The 20,200-nt window shown below is 64.7% G+C and carries 16 protein-coding genes; 5 read left to right on the top strand and 11 right to left on the bottom strand.

Translation table 11 applies throughout. From position 1 onward, the window contains the following. The first annotated feature begins 167 nt into the window (after positions 1-167). On the top strand, positions 168-581 hold the full coding sequence (locus tag GII31_RS18080; RefSeq protein WP_213244751.1) for a hypothetical protein: 414 nt from the start codon (positions 168-170) through the stop codon (positions 579-581). Positions 582-643: 62 nt separating this feature from the next. Beyond that, positions 644-1,729, top strand: coding sequence for an IS630 family transposase (locus tag GII31_RS18075; RefSeq protein ID WP_213244750.1), 1,086 nt, complete (start codon positions 644-646; stop codon positions 1,727-1,729). A 179-nt stretch (positions 1,730-1,908) separates the two neighbouring features. On the opposite strand, the gene GII31_RS18070 is transcribed toward GII31_RS18075, so the two are convergent. The 7 genes from GII31_RS18070 to GII31_RS18040 all read right to left on the bottom strand — a co-directional run bounded on the left by GII31_RS18070 (position 1,909) and on the right by GII31_RS18040 (position 13,059). After that, complete coding sequence (locus GII31_RS18070) at positions 1,909-3,978, bottom strand: Hsp70 family protein (RefSeq protein ID WP_213244749.1); 2,070 nt, start codon at positions 3,976-3,978, stop codon at positions 1,909-1,911. 165 nt (positions 3,979-4,143) lie between these two features. Beyond that, entirely contained in the window at positions 4,144-4,704 is a 561-nt protein-coding gene (locus GII31_RS18065; RefSeq protein WP_213244748.1) for a hypothetical protein, read from the bottom strand. Positions 4,705-5,361: 657 nt separating this feature from the next. After that, the gene (locus GII31_RS18060) at positions 5,362-7,233 is read right to left on the bottom strand and encodes a TROVE domain-containing protein (RefSeq protein WP_260840087.1); all 1,872 of its coding nucleotides are present in this window, start codon (positions 7,231-7,233) and stop codon (positions 5,362-5,364) included. A 779-nt stretch (positions 7,234-8,012) separates the two neighbouring features. Further along, the gene (locus GII31_RS18055; protein ID WP_213244746.1) at positions 8,013-8,549 is read right to left on the bottom strand and encodes a hypothetical protein; all 537 of its coding nucleotides are present in this window, start codon (positions 8,547-8,549) and stop codon (positions 8,013-8,015) included. A gap of 97 nt (positions 8,550-8,646) precedes the next feature. Then, on the bottom strand, positions 8,647-11,094 hold the full coding sequence (locus GII31_RS18050) for an Hsp70 family protein (RefSeq protein ID WP_213244745.1): 2,448 nt from the start codon (positions 11,092-11,094) through the stop codon (positions 8,647-8,649). 445 nt (positions 11,095-11,539) lie between these two features. Beyond that, complete coding sequence (locus GII31_RS18045) at positions 11,540-12,097, bottom strand: hypothetical protein (protein WP_213244744.1); 558 nt, start codon at positions 12,095-12,097, stop codon at positions 11,540-11,542. Further along, entirely contained in the window at positions 12,094-13,059 is a 966-nt protein-coding gene (locus tag GII31_RS18040) for a cysteine peptidase family C39 domain-containing protein (RefSeq protein WP_213244743.1), read from the bottom strand. The genes GII31_RS18045 and GII31_RS18040 overlap by 4 nt, the downstream gene beginning before the upstream one ends. A gap of 238 nt (positions 13,060-13,297) precedes the next feature. Between GII31_RS18040 and GII31_RS18035 the strand changes: the two genes are divergently transcribed. Both GII31_RS18035 and GII31_RS18030 read left to right on the top strand, forming a co-directional pair. After that, positions 13,298-14,668: a dynamin family protein gene (locus GII31_RS18035; protein WP_213244742.1), complete on the top strand. Its 1,371-nt coding sequence runs from the start codon at positions 13,298-13,300 to the stop codon at positions 14,666-14,668. 125 nt (positions 14,669-14,793) lie between these two features. After that, positions 14,794-16,665 (top strand): dynamin family protein, encoded by a 1,872-nt coding sequence (locus GII31_RS18030; protein WP_213244741.1) that lies wholly within the window; start codon positions 14,794-14,796, stop codon positions 16,663-16,665. Between the two features lie 11 nt (positions 16,666-16,676). On the opposite strand, the gene GII31_RS18025 is transcribed toward GII31_RS18030, so the two are convergent. The 4 genes from GII31_RS18025 to GII31_RS18010 form a co-directional block, all read right to left on the bottom strand. Continuing rightward, positions 16,677-17,210 (bottom strand): RNA polymerase sigma factor, encoded by a 534-nt coding sequence (locus GII31_RS18025; protein ID WP_260840086.1) that lies wholly within the window; start codon positions 17,208-17,210, stop codon positions 16,677-16,679. A 236-nt stretch (positions 17,211-17,446) separates the two neighbouring features. Next, positions 17,447-17,767 carry a hypothetical protein gene (locus tag GII31_RS18020; protein ID WP_213244740.1) on the bottom strand — a complete coding sequence of 107 codons (321 nt, stop codon included), beginning with the start codon at positions 17,765-17,767 and terminating at the stop codon, positions 17,447-17,449. 174 nt (positions 17,768-17,941) lie between these two features. Continuing rightward, on the bottom strand, positions 17,942-18,418 hold the full coding sequence (locus GII31_RS18015) for a hypothetical protein (RefSeq protein WP_213244739.1): 477 nt from the start codon (positions 18,416-18,418) through the stop codon (positions 17,942-17,944). Positions 18,419-18,526: 108 nt separating this feature from the next. Then, positions 18,527-19,603, bottom strand: a complete 1,077-nt coding sequence (locus GII31_RS18010) for an NYN domain-containing protein (protein ID WP_213244738.1) — start codon at positions 19,601-19,603, stop codon at positions 18,527-18,529. A gap of 160 nt (positions 19,604-19,763) precedes the next feature. Between GII31_RS18010 and GII31_RS18005 the strand changes: the two genes are divergently transcribed. Next, the gene (locus GII31_RS18005; RefSeq protein ID WP_213244737.1) at positions 19,764-20,153 is read left to right on the top strand and encodes a hypothetical protein; all 390 of its coding nucleotides are present in this window, start codon (positions 19,764-19,766) and stop codon (positions 20,151-20,153) included. Positions 20,154-20,200: the final 47 nt, after the last annotated feature.

The raw sequence follows: 20,200 nt of genomic DNA, 5'->3' as shown, positions 1-20,200 counted from the left end.
CTGATCGGCGATTCGGGTAGGTCGACAGGTGGTGGATGGGTGATGGGCGGGAACCATTCGCGTGCGTCTGCCCTCTGACGCATTGAACGCATATTTCAACTACTCGCCGACGTCGGTCCGTGTTGTGCGCGGCGCCGATGATCCGGTCAGGTGGGGAAGAGGTAGAGATGAGAGAGCCCGACGTCGTGATCCGCCATTTCACCGATCGGAGCACCGGCGAGTACATGCCCACCCATGTCGTGGTGCGCCGACCGCCGACCGGCTCACCGGCGAGGACGACCGAATACTGCCGCTTTTGCGGCAAGGGTTTCGAAGCGTCGACCTTGTCGGCCGGTACGTTTCGGACACGACGCAGCGTCCTGCTGGCTGTCGAGATGATCTTGTGGATTGGTATCGCCGTGTTGTGCGTACTGGTGCTCACCTCCGATCTGAAGACCTCGACCGTCGGTCTGTCCAACCTCGCGCTCATCCTCGTACTCGGCGTTGTGCATAACGTCCGCAAGTCATCCGGATTCAAGCTGCAGACAGGAGACGACTACGTCCATGAGCTTGCAGTGGGAAAGAAGGCGACCGAGGCGTGAGAACTGTCTGCTAGTGGTGTGTTTCGCAAATAAGTGACTCGTTGTTCGGTATTCATGATTCCATGAATCCACCTGCAGCGCCATTGCGGTTGACGAAGGCTGAGCGTGCGACGTTGGAGTCGTTGTCGCGGGCGCAGGCTGCGCCGCATCGGGAGGCGTTGCGGGCTCGGGTGTTGTTGATGGCCGCGGATGGGGTCGGCAATCGAGTGATCGCTGAGGAACTCGGCGTCACGGCGGTCACGGTGCGGGCGTGGCGGGCGCGGTTCGCCGAGGAAGGACTGGGCAAGTTCGGGCAGGTGCGCAAGGGACGGGGCCGTAAGCCGTCGATCAGCGAGGACGCGGTGGCCGAGATCGTACGGTTGACCAAGACAACCAAGCCGAAGGGGCATACGCACTGGTCGTGTCGGACGATGGCTGACCATGTTGGGGTGAGGCCAGCTACAGTGCAACGGATTTGGTCGGAGTTGGGACTCAAGCCGCATCTGGTGGACACGTTCAAGGTGTCCAATGATCCGCGGTTCGAGGAGAAGCTGGTCGATGTCGTTGGGCTGTATCTGAATCCGCCGGAGAAGGCCATCGTGCTGTGTATGGACGAAAAATCCCAGATTCAGGCCCTCGATCGTACGCAGGCGTCGTTGCCGATGGTCGAGGGCCGGGCGGGCACGATGACCCATGACTACAAACGCAACGGCACCGCCACGTTGTTCGCGGTGCTGGATGTGTTGACCGGAAAGGTGATCGGTCAGTGTCTGCCACGGCACCGGCACGAGGAGTTCATCACCTTTCTCAAGACCATCGACCGCGAAGTGCCCGATGAGTTGGCGGTGCATCTGATCCTCGACAACTATGCCACCCACAAGCATCCTAATGTGCAGCGATGGTTGAACCGGCACAAGCGGTTTCATCTGCATTTCACGCCGACATCGTCGTCGTGGCTCAATCAGGTCGAACGCTGGTTCGGGGAGTTGACCGACAAGAACATTCGCCGAGGGATCTTTCCCGGCGTGCCCGACTTGATCGCCAGCATCGAGGAATTCCTGAACTCGCACAACGACAATCCGAAACCCTACGTTTGGACCGCCACCGCCGAGTCAATACTTGCCAAAGTTGCTCGCGCACGAACCAAACTCGAACAACGAGTCAGCTGAAACTGAGACGGAGCACTAGATCTACGACTGTAGTACTAGCCGTTAGGCGCGCAAGCTCGCACCTGGTCCGAGCCGTCCACCACGACGGTTGAGGCGCGAGCTTGCGAGCCTCGAAACCTGGTGAGACGACCTTTCGGGTCAGGACGCCCACGCACTTCCCGAATTCATGCTGCCGGTACTCACAGGTAGGGTTGTTCAATCCACCATCTGTGCACTTCTGAAGGTTGTTTGACGGCCGGATCGTAGAAGATACACGAACCATATTGACTCGTTTCACGGGTTGAACACAACATATTGTATCCGTCGGTGCCGGCCATCGAATACGAGGTGTAGCTGTTCGGGGAGAACTTGGTGCCGACGTCAGGGTAGGTGGCGCCGGGCTTCTCGACGAACCCGAATGTGATGGCGGCCGCTGTTGCCGCAGTACCGAAATCGTAGACCCGCACTTCGTAATACGGCGATGATTGCATTGAGCTTGGCCAACATGTGATTCCGCTGACCAGCATGGTCATGCTGGGCTCTTCCGCTCTCTTGCACGAGACATATGAGTTGTCCCGGATCTCGCTGGGAATGCGCTCCAGCAGCGCGCACTGTTCAGTGGTGGGTGCGGCCACATCGGTCAGCACACACCCCGATGTGGAGTCGTCCGGCGAGGTGCCCGAATCCGACCCCGAAGTCGAGTCATCCGATGTTCCGGATGAATTGTTGGACGATGCCGCGTCGGTGTTCGGCTCGTCGTCTTGACCGTTGATGATCAGCGTCGCGGTGATTGCCACAAGGACTGCGACGAGGAGTGCGCCGAGGCCGAGCAGCAGTCCGCGTCGACTCTTGCGTCCGGTTTCCGGTGGTGGTTCCGGTGTACGTGCGGTGATGATGGCATCGATGCGTGGAAGGTGCGGGAGTTGGTCGTCGGATACCGACATGGGGGCGATGCTGACGATTCCCCGGCCTGCGGTGACACCTTTCTCCGGTCGCCAGTGGATCTTTCGGACGATTCCTTCGACGGGGGAGTCGAGGGTGAAGGCGGGGCGGCCGGGTGTGGTGTGGCCGGAGGCGACGGGTTGGCCGGCGGTGATGTAGCTGTTGGGTGCGGCGGTCACGGTCATGGTGGACCGGCCCGCGATGGCGGCCGGGATCGTGACCCGTGCTCCCGCCGTCGGCGGAGGAGGTGGCGGAGGCGGGGGCGGGCTTGCGGGTTGGGCCAGGAGCGCGCCTTGGACGACGACGGTTTTGGGGTCGCCGAGGGTGGCGATGGGACCCAGCGCGGACAGTTCACGGTGCACCAGTGGGATGTGGCTGGAGCCGCCGACCAGGTAGATCCGGGATACCGGCCCGGGGTTCCGGTGCTGGGCGGCGTCGATGACGCGGCGGGCCAGGGCGGCGGCGCGTTGCACATCACGGTAGATGAGGGTGTCGAATTCGCCTCGGGTCAACTGGATCGGTGCACCGGCACCGGGTATCGCGATGATCGCCTTGTTCGCGGCGGACAGGGTTTCTTTGGCGTCGCGGATACGGTCGATCAGGGTGAGCCGGGCGTGCGGGTTGTGCAGTTGCGGCATCAGGTGGTTGGCGTGTTCGCTGATGTGTCGCAGGGTCCAGTCGAAGATGCGGCCGTCGATGTCTGTGCCGCCGAGGTCGTCCAGTCCGTCGGATGCGGTGACGGTGTAGCCGGTGGGGGTGCGGTCCAGGACCGCCACATCGCAGGTGCCGGCGCCGAAGTCGAATACGCAGATCCGGCTGTCGGCGGGCAGATCACGATGGGCGCTGTAGTAGTGCGCGGCGGCTTGCGCTTCGGTGATCAACCTGATGCGCTGCCGGTCGAGTCCGGCGGCGATCGCGGCGTCGCGGAGCCGGTTTTGTAGGTGACCGGCCCAGCCGTCGGGGTGGGTGAGTGTGACCTGCCTGAACGGTGTGCCGGCGACGGTGGTGGCGGTGCCGATCACCGACCGCAGGACCGCGGCGACCAGTTCGGTGGTGTCGAACCGGTGGCCACCGAGGATGATGTCCGATTCACGCAGTCGTCGTTTGGGATTGGGTTCGAAGGCGTCGGGGGCGGTGGCCGACAAGTTGATCGCCGCCGATCCCACGACCACACCGGCGCCGGTCGGGCCTCGTTCGGCGAACACCGCCGAAGGCATCAGTGTCGATGTGTGTGACAGTCGTATCTCGTGGATCTGTCCCTGTGGGTCGACCCAGGCGGCCGCGGTGTTGGTGGTGCCGAAATCAATACTCAGACGTGGACCGGCCACAGGTACTCCTCTTCGCCGAGACCGATCGGGTTCTCCCGCGGCGTTCTGTTGTGTCGACAACCTGTGAGAGGCTACCGGACGGCGAAAAGTTCCCGGTCATGCGCAGACAACTGATTGTGATGTTGAGTGTGCTGATGATCCCGGAATCCGGGACTACCAGCACATTCACCTGGTCCGGACCTGCCAGATCCCGCTGATCCTGGCCAGGATGGCGGCGGTGGACCCGTCATCGGTCGGAGTGATGGTGTTGGTGGTGGGGCGCACCGGTTCGTCGGTGATGTCGGCGATATTGATCGACATATGCGCCGCGATACCGTGCACCGCGTGCGCCACATCGCAGCGCTCGATGGCGTACGGCCGGCGCGATCGGACGGTCATCTCGCCACGTATCCGGCCGTCGAGCCACGGCATATCGTAGAGCGGGTCATCGTCGGCGCAATCCTCGCCCACCGGCATCACGGCGATAGGCCGTCGATGCTGGTGCATCTGCCGGTGCGATCCGGACGGAAAATAGTGCACCGCAGCGGTATACACGTGCCGTGGTGACCCCGGCGTCACCAGCGCCGAGCGGGCTTGCACGCGCCAATAGTCCGTACCGCCCTCGCTGACCCGGATTCCCGTCCACGCCGAAGGATCGTCGAGGCGTGCGGCGATCAGCGGAAGATTGGTGACGAGTCGGCGCAGGAGCTCGGAATCGTCGGGGTCGGTGAGAATCGGCGGTCTCATCGCATCTGCGCTCCGGGGGTGTCCGTCGACGACTGCGCGGGGTCGGGGTGCTCGATGACGGCGGAAAAGCTGTCACCATCGAGTAAGCCGTCACCGAATAGTGGCGAGGCCGACTCGGCCGGTTCGTCGGGCTGGACAGGGTCGTTCCGGGGGACATTCGGGACCATTGCGGCAACTCCTGGGTGTCGTGGTTTTCTGTTACCGGTGCCCAGTGGACGTGCGGCTGATCAGTAAGTCGCCTGAAGCGGGTATACCCGTCGCGCCGGTCACCTGATCCGTAGGATGCGCGTGGCACCGGAAAGGTTCCCACGGTTCTTGGCGGTCAACATCGTCATGGCGACACACGTATGGCTCCACCCGTGATGGGGTGAAGCCATAGAGGGACGGCCGAGATCCGAGCGGGAGCGCAACTATAAGTGTGCTCTGCCAATTGAGCTACTCTGGACATCGTCCGGAGGTGGGAATCGAACCCACAACCCCACCCGGGCAATGGAAGTAAGCACGCCCTGCGCACCGGCCGTCGACCACAACCATAGCAGGCCCACGATGTGTACCGCACCCGATTTCTGGAAACGGATTCCGTGCGGGAATGTGCGGGTGGTCCCGTAGTCCGGGACCACCCGCACACCGAGGTGACTCGATCGGCAACGACCGAACTCAGTCCCGGTTACGGCCGAGATGCCACCATTTTCGGGTCGACGGTGGGACGTCGTCGTGGGGGCGGTAACCCGCGTCCACCGGCATCGGTATCTGCATCGGCTGGGTACCTTCCCCGCTCGGTGACCACACCAGCGTGTCCGGGCCCACTACTGTCTGCGGGCCGATTCCGGGCTCGGCGTACTGATTGTGGGCACCGCTGTCACTCAGCACGGTGACGGTTTCGGACACGGTCACCGTTGGCTTGTCCGGCTTCGGGTTACCCGACTTCGGCTCGCCCGTTGCCGGCTTGACCGCATCCCATGGCCATCGGCCACGGGAACTGTTCTCGTTCAACATGATCAGCGGCCAACTCGCGTCGGACAGGCCGCCGTACCAGTAGCGGTTGGAGCTCCCGGCGGCGTGCGCCTGCCGGTAGCCGACCAGGTTGAACGTATGCAGCGGCACGTGCGCGGGTACTACCGCGCCGGGGTCGGCCCCGTGGCCGGTGTATTGCTCGTCGGTCAGGATCACCACCCGGGTGTGCTCGGGCCGCAGATGCCCGCGGAGCGCACGCGCGGTGTCGGTGCCGCCCAGGTCGGAGAACCGCGACAGCATCGGCAGTACCGAACCGCCCTTCGGCACGTGCACCTGGTTGGAGAGGGTGCCGAACTCCACCAGCGTCGCCCGCTTGGCACGCAACGCCAGGGCCGTACCGAACACCGCTGCCGTGTCGGCGAAGGTCAGGTCCGAGCGCTGGCTGGTGGAGTAGAACATTGACCCCGAACGGTCCACCAGGATCAGCGTGTGCCCGTCCAGCCGGGGAATCGCGGCCAGCGAATGCTGCAGCGCCGCCTCCAGCGGGGCGTGCCAGCGCACACTCGGTGCGGCCCGGTACGCCGACAGCAATCGCATCGGCAGAATCCGCGACCGCTCGACGCCGGCCGCATCGGACAGCTTCTCCGAAACCAGTTGCGCCATCTGCGGCGACACACCTGCGGCGTCGAAGTTGCGCAGGTTCCGCGCCAGTGCCATCACTCCCATACTCGGGATGATCGACTCCCACAGCTGTGGTGTCCACGGACCGTCGACCAGTGACGGCACTGCCTCCCACGTCATTCCCGCGGCGGCGAGAATATCGGGCAGGGTGCCTTGGTCGGCGAGCCGATGGATCAGCTCCGCGGGCTGGGCCTTCAACCGCTCCCGCTCGACGATCATCGGCAGGTCACCGATGTCGATGGTGTCGCGGTTGTGGCGACGGTCGATCGCGTACCGGAACAGTGCGCCCTGCTGCGGCGACGACGCCTTCGGATGGGTCAGCTCGATGACATCACCGAACCGGAAGCCCTTCGACGTTCCGTCGTACTTGAGTAGGCTCCGCTGGTGGTACAGCCGGACCACCGCGTCGGCGACACCCCGCTTGACCGGTTTGGGTACGGTGCGCCCGTACTGGGAATGCCAGTAGGCCAGCATCTCGCCGGGCTCGTCGGGTCGTTGCAGCACCACCTCGATCAGCTGCCGGTTGATGCCACGCTCACCCGGCGCGAGGTTGTCGGCGGCGCCGGCGGCAAGCCGTGCGTGTACCGCGTCGGCGGCGATAATCAGCGACGCCGTCCGGATTCGGGCGTCGTCGCGAAGCCAGCGCAGGAAAGACAGCATCCACCGCGGGTCACCGACTGCGATGTCGCCGACGAGGACGCGTTGCCGGGTGAGCCGGCCGCTTTCGCTCTCGTAGAATGTGTTGTCGGTCAGGCTCGACACCGCGGACAGGAACAGTTCACTCCGCGGATCGTGCGAGTAGCCCCGCTGTCCTCCGAAAGTTGTTGTGTCGCTGTGGGTCGAGGTTTGTATCCCCGATGCCGCCATGGGCGTGGGCTTGTTGAACTTGGCCACCGGTTTCCTCCTCTTCGGGTCCGGCCCGACAACAGCCGGGGACGGGGACACGCGTGGCCCGTGCCCGGCTGTTGTCGGGCCGGGATGACCGAGATCGGCGGCGGACATGCACTCGTGGAGTTTGGTTGAAGTAAGCATGCCCTTCGCACCGGTCATCTGATAGGTAGGATGCGCGCGGTGCCGGAAAAGTTCCAGCCAATTTCTTGGTGGTCGGCGTCGTCGTGACAACACACGTGTGGCTCCACCCGTTCTCGGGTGGAGCCGCTGGGGGGACGGCCGAGATCCAAAGCGGGTGTGCGCTTTTTAAAGAAGTAAGCACGCCCTGCGCACCGACCGTCGTGTATGAACGTGGCAGACATACCAGGAGTTTCGCACCCGATATCTGAGTTCCGCTTCCCGGCGTCGGGAACTTTCTCGCCGACTCCGCGCTGATACCTGACATCCACCTCCGAAAACGGAAGACACTATGTCAGATTCAACCACCACCGAGCATACCTCCGCCGAGTCGCAGGTTGCCGCATCCGCGGTGATCGCCGACACCGACGGCGACCGGGAGTCCGGGGAGGCGGCGGGTTCTCATCTTGTAGTCGGAATGAGGCCGCTACTACGTCCGGTCCGATGTTCCGAGGTTGTTTCCATCTCAGCTCCCGCCGTCTATCGAGTGCTCATAACCTCCGAGGTAATCGACGCGGATACCTCGGCGTCGTACCGTGAATTCATCACTACCGGAGGGGGTAATCGATGTTCGCCCGACTGCGAGGTGGCCGGGGAGGCGATTTCTAGAAGTACGCCGGATTGTCCGGGGCTGCATCCTGGCAGTCCGCGATTCCGTCGCCGTCGCCGTCGGGGACGGCCGATGCGGTGCTGGCCGAGTCGGCGATTCCGTCGCCGTCGGTGTCGATCGACACCGATACCACTGTCTCGAACTTGCCGTCCTCGTCGGCGTCGATGCCCACCACGTCGGGGATGCCGTCGGTATTCGAGTCGACGGCGGTGATGTCGGCGACGTCGTTGTAGTCGGAGTCGATTCGGTAGGTGTCGATGATTCCGTCGGTGTTGTCGGTGTCCGAGCCGATGATGTCGACTTTGCCGTCGTTGTTGGTGTCGTAGCCGATGTCGTTGGGGATGCCGTCGAAGTCGCTGTCGACAACCGTGACGTCGAGGGTTCCGTCGCCGTCGCTGTCGTGGCTGGTGGTTTCGAAGTATCCGTCGCCGTCGAGGTCGAATGCGGCGGCGTCGGGGGTGCCGTCCCCATCGTTGTCGAGGATCAGGGCGTCGGGGGTGCCGTCGCCGTCGGTGTCGATGTATTGCGCCATGGTGATCTCCTGCCGGTGTGGGGTTGTTGCTAGGTAGGACGGGCGGTGGTGTCGGAAAGTTCCCGGGCGATGTCAGGGTCGTGGACGTGCGACGCCGTCAGAGCCTGCCCCAGCAGCGGACGGATTTGTCGACGATGGCGCAGGTGGTGGTTCCACGGGTGGTGATCGACGTGGCATCGGCGATGTCGGGGACGCGGACGGGGCTGGTGCGGTCGGTGGTGGTGCCGTCGCCGAGCTGGCCGTCGCCGTTCTCGCCCCAGCAGTACGCGGCGCCGCCGGAGAGCGCGCAGGTGGCGAATCCGCTGGTGTACAGGCTGGTCACATTGGTCAGCCCCGGGATCGGTCCCGGGGTGGCGTGACCGGTCAGCAATCCGTTGCCCAGGGCTCCGCTCGTGTTGTTGCCCCAGCAGTACGGTGTTGTGCCGTCGATGACGCAGGTGGTGCCGCCGCTGGTGGTGATCGACGACGGGTTGACGAAGCCGCCGACCTTTACCGGTGTGGCGCGCGATTCGGTGGTGCCGTCACCTATTTCGCCGCCGCCGTTGGCGCCCCAGCAGTACAGTACGGTGGCGATGGCGCAGGAGGTACCGCCACTGGTGACGATCTCGCTGGCCCCGGTCAGTCCGGGAACAGTTTGCGGCACAGTCTGATCGACCGTTGATTCGTCGCCGAGTCCGCCGTACTTGTTGTTGCCCCAGCAGTACGGGGTGTTGTCGGCGATGGCGCAGGTGGCGCTGGCCAGGGTGCCGTCGCTGTAGTTCGCGGTTCCGGTGGAGATGGTGGTGACCTCGGGCAGCGTGTCGATCCGTACCGGTTCGACACGGTTGGTTGTGCTGCCGTCACCGATCTGGCCGCCGGAGTTGTCTCCCCAGCAGTATGCGGTGCCGTCGGCTATGGCGCAGGTGGTGAGGCCGCTGGTGGTGATGGTGTCGGCCGATGCCAGTCCTTTGACCGGGGTCGGTACGGCGCGGTTGACGGTGGTGCCATCGCCGAGTTGCCCGTAGTGGTTGTCGCCCCAGCAGTACGGGACGGTGTCGGAGACAGCGCACGTCACCGTGCCGTCCTTGCCGTAGCTGGTGGACAGTGAGGTCACTCCGGTGAGGTCGGCGACAGCGGTGATTTCCCGCGGCGGGTCGTCGCTGCCGCTGTTGTTGTCGGTGGTGACCGCGACGGTGGCGACAACTGCCGCCACCGCCACCAGCACGAGTGTGACGAGCGCGATCACCGGTGTGCGACGGGATGCCGAGATGTTCTCCCGACCTCGGTCGTCATGCTGTTGATGCAGATCGTTCTGCTGATATTGATCGTGCTGTTGCCGGTGGTCGTGCTGCTGGTCGCTGTTGTACTGCTGGTGTTGATTGTGCTGTTGGTCCCGGTGGCGCTCCTGGTTTCGGTCGTGGAGGTGGTTCGGGTCGAGTGGGTCGTGCACCGGGATAACCGGCGGTGGCCCTGAGCGTGTTGATGGTTCGCGTAGGGCACCCTCGACAACAACGGTTTTCGGGTCGCCCAGGGTAGCGATGGGGCCGAGTGCGGCGAGCTCACGATGGATGAGTGGAATGTGGCTGGATCCGCCGACCAGGTAGATCTGCCCCAGCGGAATCGGTGCCCGCTGCTGGGCGGCACCCAGTACCCGCGTGGTCAGGGCAACCCCGCGTTGGATGTCGGAGTGGATGAGTGCATCGAATTCGTTGCGGGTCAACTGGATCGGTGTTCCGTCGGGGAGGGGGATGACCGCACGGTTGGCCGTCGACAGGGTTTCCTTGGCATTGCGGATATGGTCGATGAGGGTCAGCCGGGCGTGTGGGTTCTGCAACTGCGGAAGCAGCTGGTTTGCCGGCGTCGTGGTATGTCCCGGCCTGGTGACGTATCGCAGTATCCAATCGAAGATGCGGCCGTCGATATCGTTGCCGCCGAGGTCTTCCAGGCCGTCCGAGGCTACCACCGTATAGCCGGTGTCGGTGCGATCGAGGACCGCCACATCGCAGGTGCCCGCACCGAAGTCGAACACGCACAGCCGTGGCACGGCGGGCAGATCCGTTCTGCTGCTGTAGTACTGTGCGGCCGCTTGCGCCTCGGTGATCAGCCGCAGCCGCTGCGGCGGTATTCCGGCGCGGTGCGCGGCCTCCCGGAGCCGCGACTGCATGAATCCGGCCCACCCGTCCGGGTGGGTGAGGATTACCTCGTCAAACCCTGTGCCGGCCACCGCAGATGCCGAGGACAACACCGAACGAAATACGGCAGCAACAAGTTCCACGGTCGGAAACCGGGCATCGGCCAGCATGATGTCCGGTTCGCGCAGACGCCGCTTCGGATTCGGTTCGAAGGCTTCGGGACGCGTGGCGGATAGATTGATCGCGGCACCGCCGACGACCAGCGCGGCGCGGGTCGCGTGTCCCGTCGCGCCCGCGGTGTCGGCGAAAACCGCCGAGGGCATCAGGGCGGCGGTATGTGACAGCCGGATCTGGTGGAGCTGTCCGTCCCGGTCGAGGAAAGCCGCGGCGGTGTTGGTGGTGCCGAAATCGATACTGAGACGGGTCTGACCCATTGTTTCCTCTCGTCCCGTGTGGCTGGTGCTCACACCGTGCCACTCCTGGCGGTCCGCGTGGTCGTCGGGGTCACCGGGCCCTCATCGGGTGTGAGCGCTGTCAAGCCCGAGAGAGGCTCCCGACTCCCGAATTGATATGGCGGTGGGTCGACGTTCGATCCCTGTCCGGAGGTGCCGGGCGGTGGTACAGGGGCCCCACCAGAGTCGCCAACCCCTGGGGGGTTCAAGTCGCCCGAGCCGCCCGAGGTATTGTCACTCGGCTTGCTATCGTTCGGGGTCTGCTTGCTGGTGGGAGGACTTGTGTCCGCCTTTTTGTCCGGCTCGGTCGGGTCGGTCTGCTGGGTTCCGGATTCGCTGGCCTTACTGAAGTCGACGGTGACCAGCAGCAAAGCCGCGCAGGCGCCGATCACCGCCAGGATGATCATCAGGGGGTTGGGTGATCGTTTCATCGGGGTACTTTCCAGATGGTCACCTCGGGAACCCGGACGACGGCGCCGTCGGCGCGGATCCAGCCGGGCCGCTCGGTGCGGGCGACCAGCTGGTCGACCTGCGGTTCTGATGTACCTTCGGTTGCTACACAACGCATGTGGTCGGCGGAGAAGGGGACACCCGGTTCGATGATGACGATCTCGACGCCCGCCTTGTGCAGTTCTTGCGTGATGTGCAGGCGCACGGACTGCTCCGTGCTGGTGTCGTAGGCGCCGATGAGGGCGCGCAGCAGACGCCCGGCGTCCTCGCCGGGACCGGGCGGCTGGGGAACTACGGGGGGCGGTTGAGGTGCGGCGGGCGGCGCGGCCGGTGGCGGCGGACCGGCCCGCCGACCACGCATCGGTGTGGTGGGCGGTTCGGTGCCGGAGCCGCGGACGGACCGGCCGTGCGCCGACGGTGACATGTCGGCGCTGACCAGGTAGCCCAGGACACCGGCACAGCCGATGACCACCGTCACCAGTAGTAGCCGCCAGAAACTGAAATCGATTGTGCCGAAACCGCTCGCAACGTTCACCGTCGTCCCGCCTTACCGAGCGCGGCGCCCGCTCCGATGACGATCGGCAGCAGAATCCACGGGTTGTCGGTAGCCCAGGAGACCACATCTTCGACGTCGATGGTCTGCTGGTCGTCGGGGGTGCGCTCGAGCAACTCCCGGCCGATGTCCTCGCCGCTGCGCGAGGTGTCTTGGGCACCGAGGGCTTGGGTACCGGGGGTTTGAGTACCGAGCGCGCTGCTGTCTTTGTCGGTCCCGGATTCCAGGAATTCGGCGTTGGGTGACGGCTCGTCACACACGATCATCGTGTTGTTGCTTTCCGCCCACGCCTTCTCGAACTCGTCGAGCGGAACCGCGAGTTGATTGCCGTCGGGGGTGCCGGTGTCCGACAGGTAGACGACGCCGGCCTCCCGGTCGATTTCGGTGATCACGACGCAGTGGTCGGCGCCCACGTCGGTGCCGAGCCACTCGTCGAGGATCTCGGCACCCGGATTCCAGTAGCCCGAATCAACGAACACCATGGCTCCGTGCCCCGATTCCACCAGCGTCTCAAGATCGTCGATGGTGCTGCCCTCGACCATCGTCGCCGGGATGCCGGTGGCCACCATGAGTCGGTATGAATCCTCGATGGTCATCCCGTTGGAGATCTCACCGTCGACGAACATCCCCTGTTCCATCGCGTATGCGACGAAAGCGGACTCGTCGGTGAACTCGACACCCGAGTACTCGGACACGATCTGTGCGACGCTCGCCGGCACGCAGGTGCCGTCGGTGGCCTGGTAGAACCAGTGCTCGTCGAATTCCTCTTTCGGCCCCGAATCGCCGGTCGGGGACCGGCCGGCTTGGGGTTCACCGGTCTCGGGCACGCGCCATTGCTCGTCGGTGTCGATCCCGAGGCTGGGCACCGCCGGGTCCGTATCAGGGTGGGCTTCGTCGGCGCAGACCTCCTCGTCGGGGTCGGTGTCGACTGCGAAGTCGGCCATCGTGTACTCCTTGTGTCGAATCCAGAAAACTCACAAGATGTGATTGCCTGGTCAGAGGGGGCGCCGATGGGAAAAGTTCCACGGACCTGCCTGAAATGCCGGTAAGAATCACGTCGTTTGCCGTCCCCGGTCCATTTCGACCGTTCGGACGGTGGCGATCGGCCGGGTGCCGTGTCAGAATCTGGGGTCGTACTTGAGTGCGGAAGATTCGGAGAGAGAGCATGGAATCGTCGTGGTGATGGAGGCGATCAGTGCACTGCTCAGCGCCGTCGAGCGCGTCGTACCCACCGAGGAGAAGCCTCAGGTGGCGTCGCTGGCGGCGCGGCTGAGCGGGGTGCCGACCATCGCGCTCGCCGGTCGCGTCAGCTCCGGCAAGTCGACGCTGGTCAATGCTCTCGTCGGAGCGCAGATCGCACCCACCGACGCCGGGGAGTGCACGCGGGTGGCGACGCTCTACGAATGCGGTGCCCCGGAACGATTCGAGTTGCATCCGCTCGGCGACGGCCAACCGGCCCGGATACGTGGGCTGGCGCCCGACGATCTCGGGATGCCACCCGGCCAGGTCGATTACGCCGTCGCCTACACACCACAGTCCCGGTTGCGGGATCAATACCGGGTCATCGACACCCCCGGCCTGAGCAGTCATGAGGTGACTTCCGAGAAGGCCACCCGACGGGCGCTGATCGACTTCGGTGGTCTGCCACAGCCGGAGGTGCTGCTGTTTCTCGTCGAAGGTGGGCATCTGCGTACGGACGAGGTCGACTTTCTGCGCGCCATGGGCGCGACCCGACTCAACACCATCGTGGTCATATCGCGCGCCGATGTGGCCGGCGACGGTGTTCTTGGCGCCACCGACCCGTTCGACACCGCCGCCGAGCATGCCGAACGCCTCGCGCGTGAACACAACGATCTGGCCCGCACTGCCATTCCGGTGGCCGGTCTGATGGCCGAGAGCGCCGAGATCGGGATCTCCGAAGCGGAGGCGGCCGCCCTCGGCAGGCTCGCCGACCTGGACGAGTTCGAGTTGGCCGAAGCGGTGGAACGTGGCGACGACCCGGTAATGGCCGCACTACACGACAAGGTCGGGCTGTACGGGCTCGTCCATGGCAGGCGGACTGCGTGTCGTGGCGCAATTGCTTTGTCGGACTGGCTTATAGAGCGCTCCGGTTTGGGTAATCTGCACCGCGCCATCAACGACCGGATCGCGCATACGGGGGGTGTGCTCAAGGCACGCACCACGTTGGCGGTGCTGCGGCAGTTGGCGTGGACGTCAGCGGCGCGGTCGGAGGTGCTCACGCTGCTCGAACGCGCCGAACTCAGCGCCGAATTGCACTGTTTGCGGGAGCTCGCCGCGATGGACCGGTTGGTGCTCAGTGCCTCCAGCAGCCCGTTGATCCAGGAGCTCGAACACGTTCTGCGCGCCGATAATCCGCGGCAGCTGGTGGGCGTGCCCCGATATGTCGGCGATGCCGAGTTGCGTGATGCCGCACTCGGCCGGATCTCCGCGTGCCGCAGTCGCAAGCTGACGGTGTTCTCGGGGGCCGAACGCGAAGCGCTCACGGTGCTCGAACGCAGCTACCAATTGGCGGCCGGGCGCGCCTTGGGCTGACCCTGCAGGAACACCACCATGGAATGCCGCGTCGTGAATCGGGGAACCTTTCGGTTCGCCGATCACTCCTATCGACTGACCACAGATTCCGCATGGATCGACAGCACCGATATGCAGGAGTGCCGATGACCAAGCCTGCTGCAGGCACCACAGTGGATACGCTCGTGGCGGCGCAGGATTCGCTGCGCAAACGCGACAAGATCGCCGAGGCCGACCGGATCGCCGAAGTGGCGGGCCGGGAACCTCCCACCCGGACTCTGGTGATCGTCGGCGAGATCAAACGCGGTAAGAGTTCACTGGTCAACTCGCTGATCGGCAGATCCGATCTGGCCAAGGTGGACACCAAAATCGCCACCTCGGCGCAGGTGCGGTACATCCCGACCGGCGTCGACACCCCCGACGGTTGGGCCGCGCTGATCCTGCCCGACGGGCGCCGCCACCCGATCCCGGCCGGTGAGGTTCTCGACTGGGTCACCGTCGACGGCGTGCACGCGGCCGACGACATCGACGGAGTAATCCCGATCGGTGCCGAAATCGCAGTTGACGCAGTACATCTAGCGGGAACCGTCATCGTTGACACGCCCGGCGTCAACGGGCTCAACCCGCAGCATGTGCAGGCTACCGTCACCGCCACCGAGGGTGCTTGCGCATTGGTGATGGTGTGCGATGCCCTCGCTCCGATCAGTGCGGCGGAGCTGGAATTTCTGCGCGGTGTCACCGCCGAGATCGGTACCGTGATTCTCGCGGTCACCAAGAAGGACAAGGCGTTACGCGAGTGGCGGACCGTCATCGAGGAGAATCGGCGGCTGCTCGCGCAGCATGCGTCGCAGTTCGCCGGAATTCCGGTGCTCGGTGTGTCGAATGCCTTCGCGTTGCGCGCGATATCGATCGGAGACACCGATCGCGCCGCATCGGCGTGGACGTCGTCGGGAGTTCCCGATCTCGGTCAGGTCATCAACACCGCGCTCGGTGATCCGAAACGGATCGTGCGCCGCAATGCCATCCAGTGCGCCCAGGTGGCACTCGGGCAATTGCGGGGCGAACTGGAAGCGCAGAAGCTGGCGATCGTCGACGCACCGAAGACCCACCGGGAGATGACAGAGGAAAAGGCGAGACTCGAAGAGCTGCAGGCCGCCCAGAAGGAATGGGGGACGCGGCTGACTCAGCGCAAGGACCGCCTGCAGCATGAGACCAACGCACAGTTGAGGAAATACGCCGACGAGTTGAAAACGCGATGGGAGGAGCAGATCGAGTCGATGGGTGCGGTGGCACTCAACAATCAGTCGCGGTCGGTGGTCGCGGATATATCCGTGGAGGTCGAGACGACGTTCGTGGGGATCGCCAGGCGGCTACAGGAGGAATTGACGGCAATCGCCGTTGACATGGTCGGTGAGGCGCAGGTGCAGGCAGGTCCGATGGCCACCGCGCTATCCGGGTTCGATGACATCGACCTGCGCCCGCCGAAGGAGTACGAGCGGTGGAAGGGATTCTTCGATCCGCATCTGGTCACCATGGGCGCGATGGGGCTCGCCGGCGGCGGTGGTGTCAGTACGGCGGCGGCCGGACTCGTCGGCGTGGCCGGGGCCGCGGCGGGGGCGGTGGTGGGGGGTGTGCTCGGCCCTGCCTGGGTGGCGTTCCTGGTGGGTTTTCGTGCCCGTCGAGTGGGCCGACAGAACCTCACCAGGTGGCTGACTGAGACGATTCGGCAGGCACGAGAGGATACGACGGCCGCGATCGGATCGGCGCTCAGTGAGTTTGTGCCCGAACTGCGACTGCGTTACGCCGATATCTTGTCCGAATCTCTCACCGAAACGCAGAAGCTGATCAACGAGTCCGCCGCGGCTGCTCGCGCCGACGATACCGAGCGGCAGAAGCAGGTCAATATCCTCGACACCGAACTGAAACGGATTACCGCTATTCTCAACGCTTTTCGTGCCGAGCTGGCCAAGTCTCAGGCGTCGGACGTTCCTTCACCGGCTGCCGCGCCCGCGTCGTGAGGGCGATGGTTCTACCCGCACCGCAGGTCGGCCAGTGCGGCCTGCAATGCGGATTTGGCGCGCGAGAGTCGGCTGCGGACCGTCTGCACCGGTATCGACAGGTGTTCGGCGATCTCCTGGTAGCTGAGGTCGCCGTACACCCGGAGCACGAACGTCACCCGGTAGGCGTCGGGGAGCTCGGCCAGTGCGGTCTGGATCCGGTCCGAGGTGGTGACATCGGCGGCGATATCGATGAGCGAGGGGGTTTCGTGGTCGTCGATGTTGTCGGCGGGCATCCGCTTCTTGGATTGGGCGATGGCCGCGTTGGAGGCGATGCGGTAGAGCCAGGTGGAGAATTTAGCGTCGCCACGGAAGGTGCCGATGCCGCGCCAGGCGGCGATCATCGCCTCCTGCAGGGCGTCCTCGGCGTCGAGCCGGTTGCCGGTGATGCGGTAGCAGACCGCCCACAGTTGGTTGCGTTGCATACCGACCAGCGTGACGAAGGCATGCCGGTCACCGGCGGTGGCCGCTCGGACCAGATGGTCGGTGTCTGCGGGGGTGCTCACGGGTACCGAACCAGCCGGTCGCGACTCCGGGTCCGGACGCGGTGGGCGAATGTGACCTTGAGCATCAGATGAGCATATATCGGCGTTGCTGTTTCAGGCACTACCCGACCGGAAAAGTTAGACGGTTGCAACATTCGTCTTTATCGGCGGAAACGAGTTCACCGCCCGCGCACCACACGGGAGTGCCGTTCATCTACTTGCGCATTCGTGAAATTATCCGCGAATCAACAGGGGTGCTAACAATGCCCCTGGCCTCCGTCGTCGCTGAAATCCACTAATTCGATGACGGTGTCGTCGTCGCAGAACTCGGAATCGAACGAATGGCTGTCCGGTTCGGTATCGACGGCAGCGTCGAACTCGTCGCCGGCGAGGTGGTCGTCCTGGTCATCGACGGCCTCCCCGGTGATCTCTGCCGGTGTATCGTACAGGTCGTAGTCCACGTCGCGGCCGTCATCGAACGCGGCATCCAGAGCGCCCTGCCAGGTCGCATCGGGTGGCGAGAGATCGGTGTCATCGATCTGGCTCCACCACTGCGGCAGTCCGTCAGGCGTGCTCATTGTGATAATGCTCCTGTCAGTCGCGGTGGATGTCGGCCGTACCGGATTTGATGTTCTACGACTCGACACTATGTGATCTGCGTCCATGCTCCCGACGGTGCCGAGGTTCGTTCAGGGGTGAGCCTCGCAGCGTCAAGCCCCGACTGCGGCTGCATCCGGGGCTTGAGGTATGGCTCAGTAGTATTCGGGGTTGCTCGGATAGCTGTCCTGGGAGTCGTAGATGCCGTCGCCGTCGTAGTCGCCGTCACTCCACGCCGCGGTACCCGACTGCCCGGCCATATCGACGACCAATCCGCCGACTCCGTCGTAGGAGGGCGTGCCGCCGACGACGCCGCTCGGCGCGAAGGTGTCGCCGGTCATCGTGTAGTCGCCGTTGCTGTAGGTGGTCTGCTGGGTGTCGGCGAGGCCGTCGCCATCGGTATCGACGTAGGTGACGCCATTGGTGACGACGGTCTCGTATCGGCCGTCCTGATTGAAGTCGCCGCCGACCGTCTCCATATAGCCGTCGGCGTTCGCGTCCACCCCGGCGCCGTCGATGTAGCCGTCCTGATTCTGGTCGAGGTGGATGGTTTCGGCGTATCCGTCACCGTTGGTGTCGGTCGCGTACGAGTCGTAGATGCCGTCGCCGTTGGCGTCGTATGCCTGCGTCATGGGAACTCCCCGGTGGCTGTCGGTGAATGGTGTCGACAGGTAGGAGGGTGCGTGGGGCGTCAAAGTTCCCACGATCGGCGAATTGCCTGAATTCATCCCGTGGGCGGCTCACGGTCGGCGTGCGTTGAACTTCTGCCAGAACATCTCGCGCAGCCGGTGTCGGACCGGTTCGGGGATGTCGCCGACAGCGAGGGCGTCGGAGGCGTCCATCAGCATCGCCCGGTCGAGATCCTGCGGGATCGACGGCCGCGACGTGGCGAGCGAGCGGACGTCCTCGACAGAAGCGGTGTCGAGGAAGGAGGACAGGACTCGTTCGGCGACTGCTTCGATGGTGTCGTCGTTGTCGACGTCGATGTCCGTGTCGTAGCCAGGCATCAGAAATTTGCTGATCTCCCCGGTATTGGAGCTGTAGGCCAGGGTGCTGGTCGGTTCCGGTTTGGCGACCGGTCCGGGTTTGACTATCGGGATCTGGGCGGACGCGGCGATGGTCGCCGGGGATGCCTTGCGCGGCTCGGTGGGGGTGGGCTTCGGTGCGGCGGGGTACGGGGCAGCCGGGCGTGGCCCGGGTTTCGGTCCGGGGCGGGCACCCTCCGACGGCCTGGCGGCGGGCTGAGGTTCGGTGCTCTCGGGTACCTTCCGGTCGATCTTGATCACCGCGGCGTCGACGGCCGCACCGTCGATGACGCGCATGTCGTCGACGGCGCGCAGCAGGTGCCGGCTGATGCCGTGCGGCTTTCCGGCGGCGTTGGGGACGGCCAGGACCACCACTTGCACGCCGTGCACCTGTGCTTCCTCGACGGCCTCGGTGAGGTCGTCGTCGCCGGACACGAGGAAGAAGACGTCGGAGGCGTTGTTGCGGGCGTGGGTGACCAGGTCGAGCCCGATGCGCAGGTCCACGCCCTTCTGCTCGCCACCGACCCCGAACCGGCCGAGCCGCAACTTCACCTTGGGCAGTTCACCGATCCGTTCCTGTCGGGCATCGGGTACACCGTCTTTCGCCGAGTCGTACCAGTGCACGCGCAGCGTCGGCCGGCCCGACAGGTCGGCGGCGGTGCTGATCAGCGCGGAGATGAGGGCGGCTTCGTCGACGTTGATGCCGCTGCGCAACGAGGTGCCGGTGGCCCGCGTGGCAGCGGAGGCGATGAGGTAGCCGACATCGACGTAGACACAATTGGTGGACCGCATGTGCGCAGTATGCCATCGTGCATCCGGATACCCGCATCTGCGGTGCGGGCCAGCGTTACGCCCCTCGTCGACAACGTTTCCGCCGCCGTGGGAACCTTCTCCCATCATCGGGCCTCATACCTGATCGACAGCAACCACACAGATAGATAAGGACACCCCGATGTCGGATGCAACAACCACCAACCAAGCCGAGCCCGTCGACCTGGACGGCGACGGCGTCATCGACGCGGCCTACGTCGACACCGACGGTAACGGCGTCGTCGACGCCCTGGCCGCCGACACCAACGCTGACGGCGTCATCGACACCGTCGCGGTCGACCTGGACGAGAACGGTGTGATCGACGGTGTCGCCGTCGACGCCGATGGTGACGGTGAGCTGGAGACGGTCGGTGTCGACGCCGACGAGGACGGCAAGTTCGAGACGGTCGCGGTGGGGGAGGATGTGGCGATCGACACCGACGACGACGGCGAGGCCGACACCTGGGTACAGGACGCCGAGCTGGATTCCACCGTGACCGACGACCCGATCGACGGCGCCGACCTCGTCTGAGCCACGTCCACCATGACCCGGCCGGTACACCGGCCGGGTCATGGTGG

This window comes from Gordonia pseudamarae, from assembly GCF_025273675.1.
In the GTDB taxonomy this organism is placed as follows: Bacteria; Actinomycetota; Actinomycetes; order Mycobacteriales; family Mycobacteriaceae; genus Gordonia; species Gordonia pseudamarae.
Note: the sequence above shows the minus strand (reverse complement) of the source record. Positions and strands in the feature narration are given on the sequence as shown.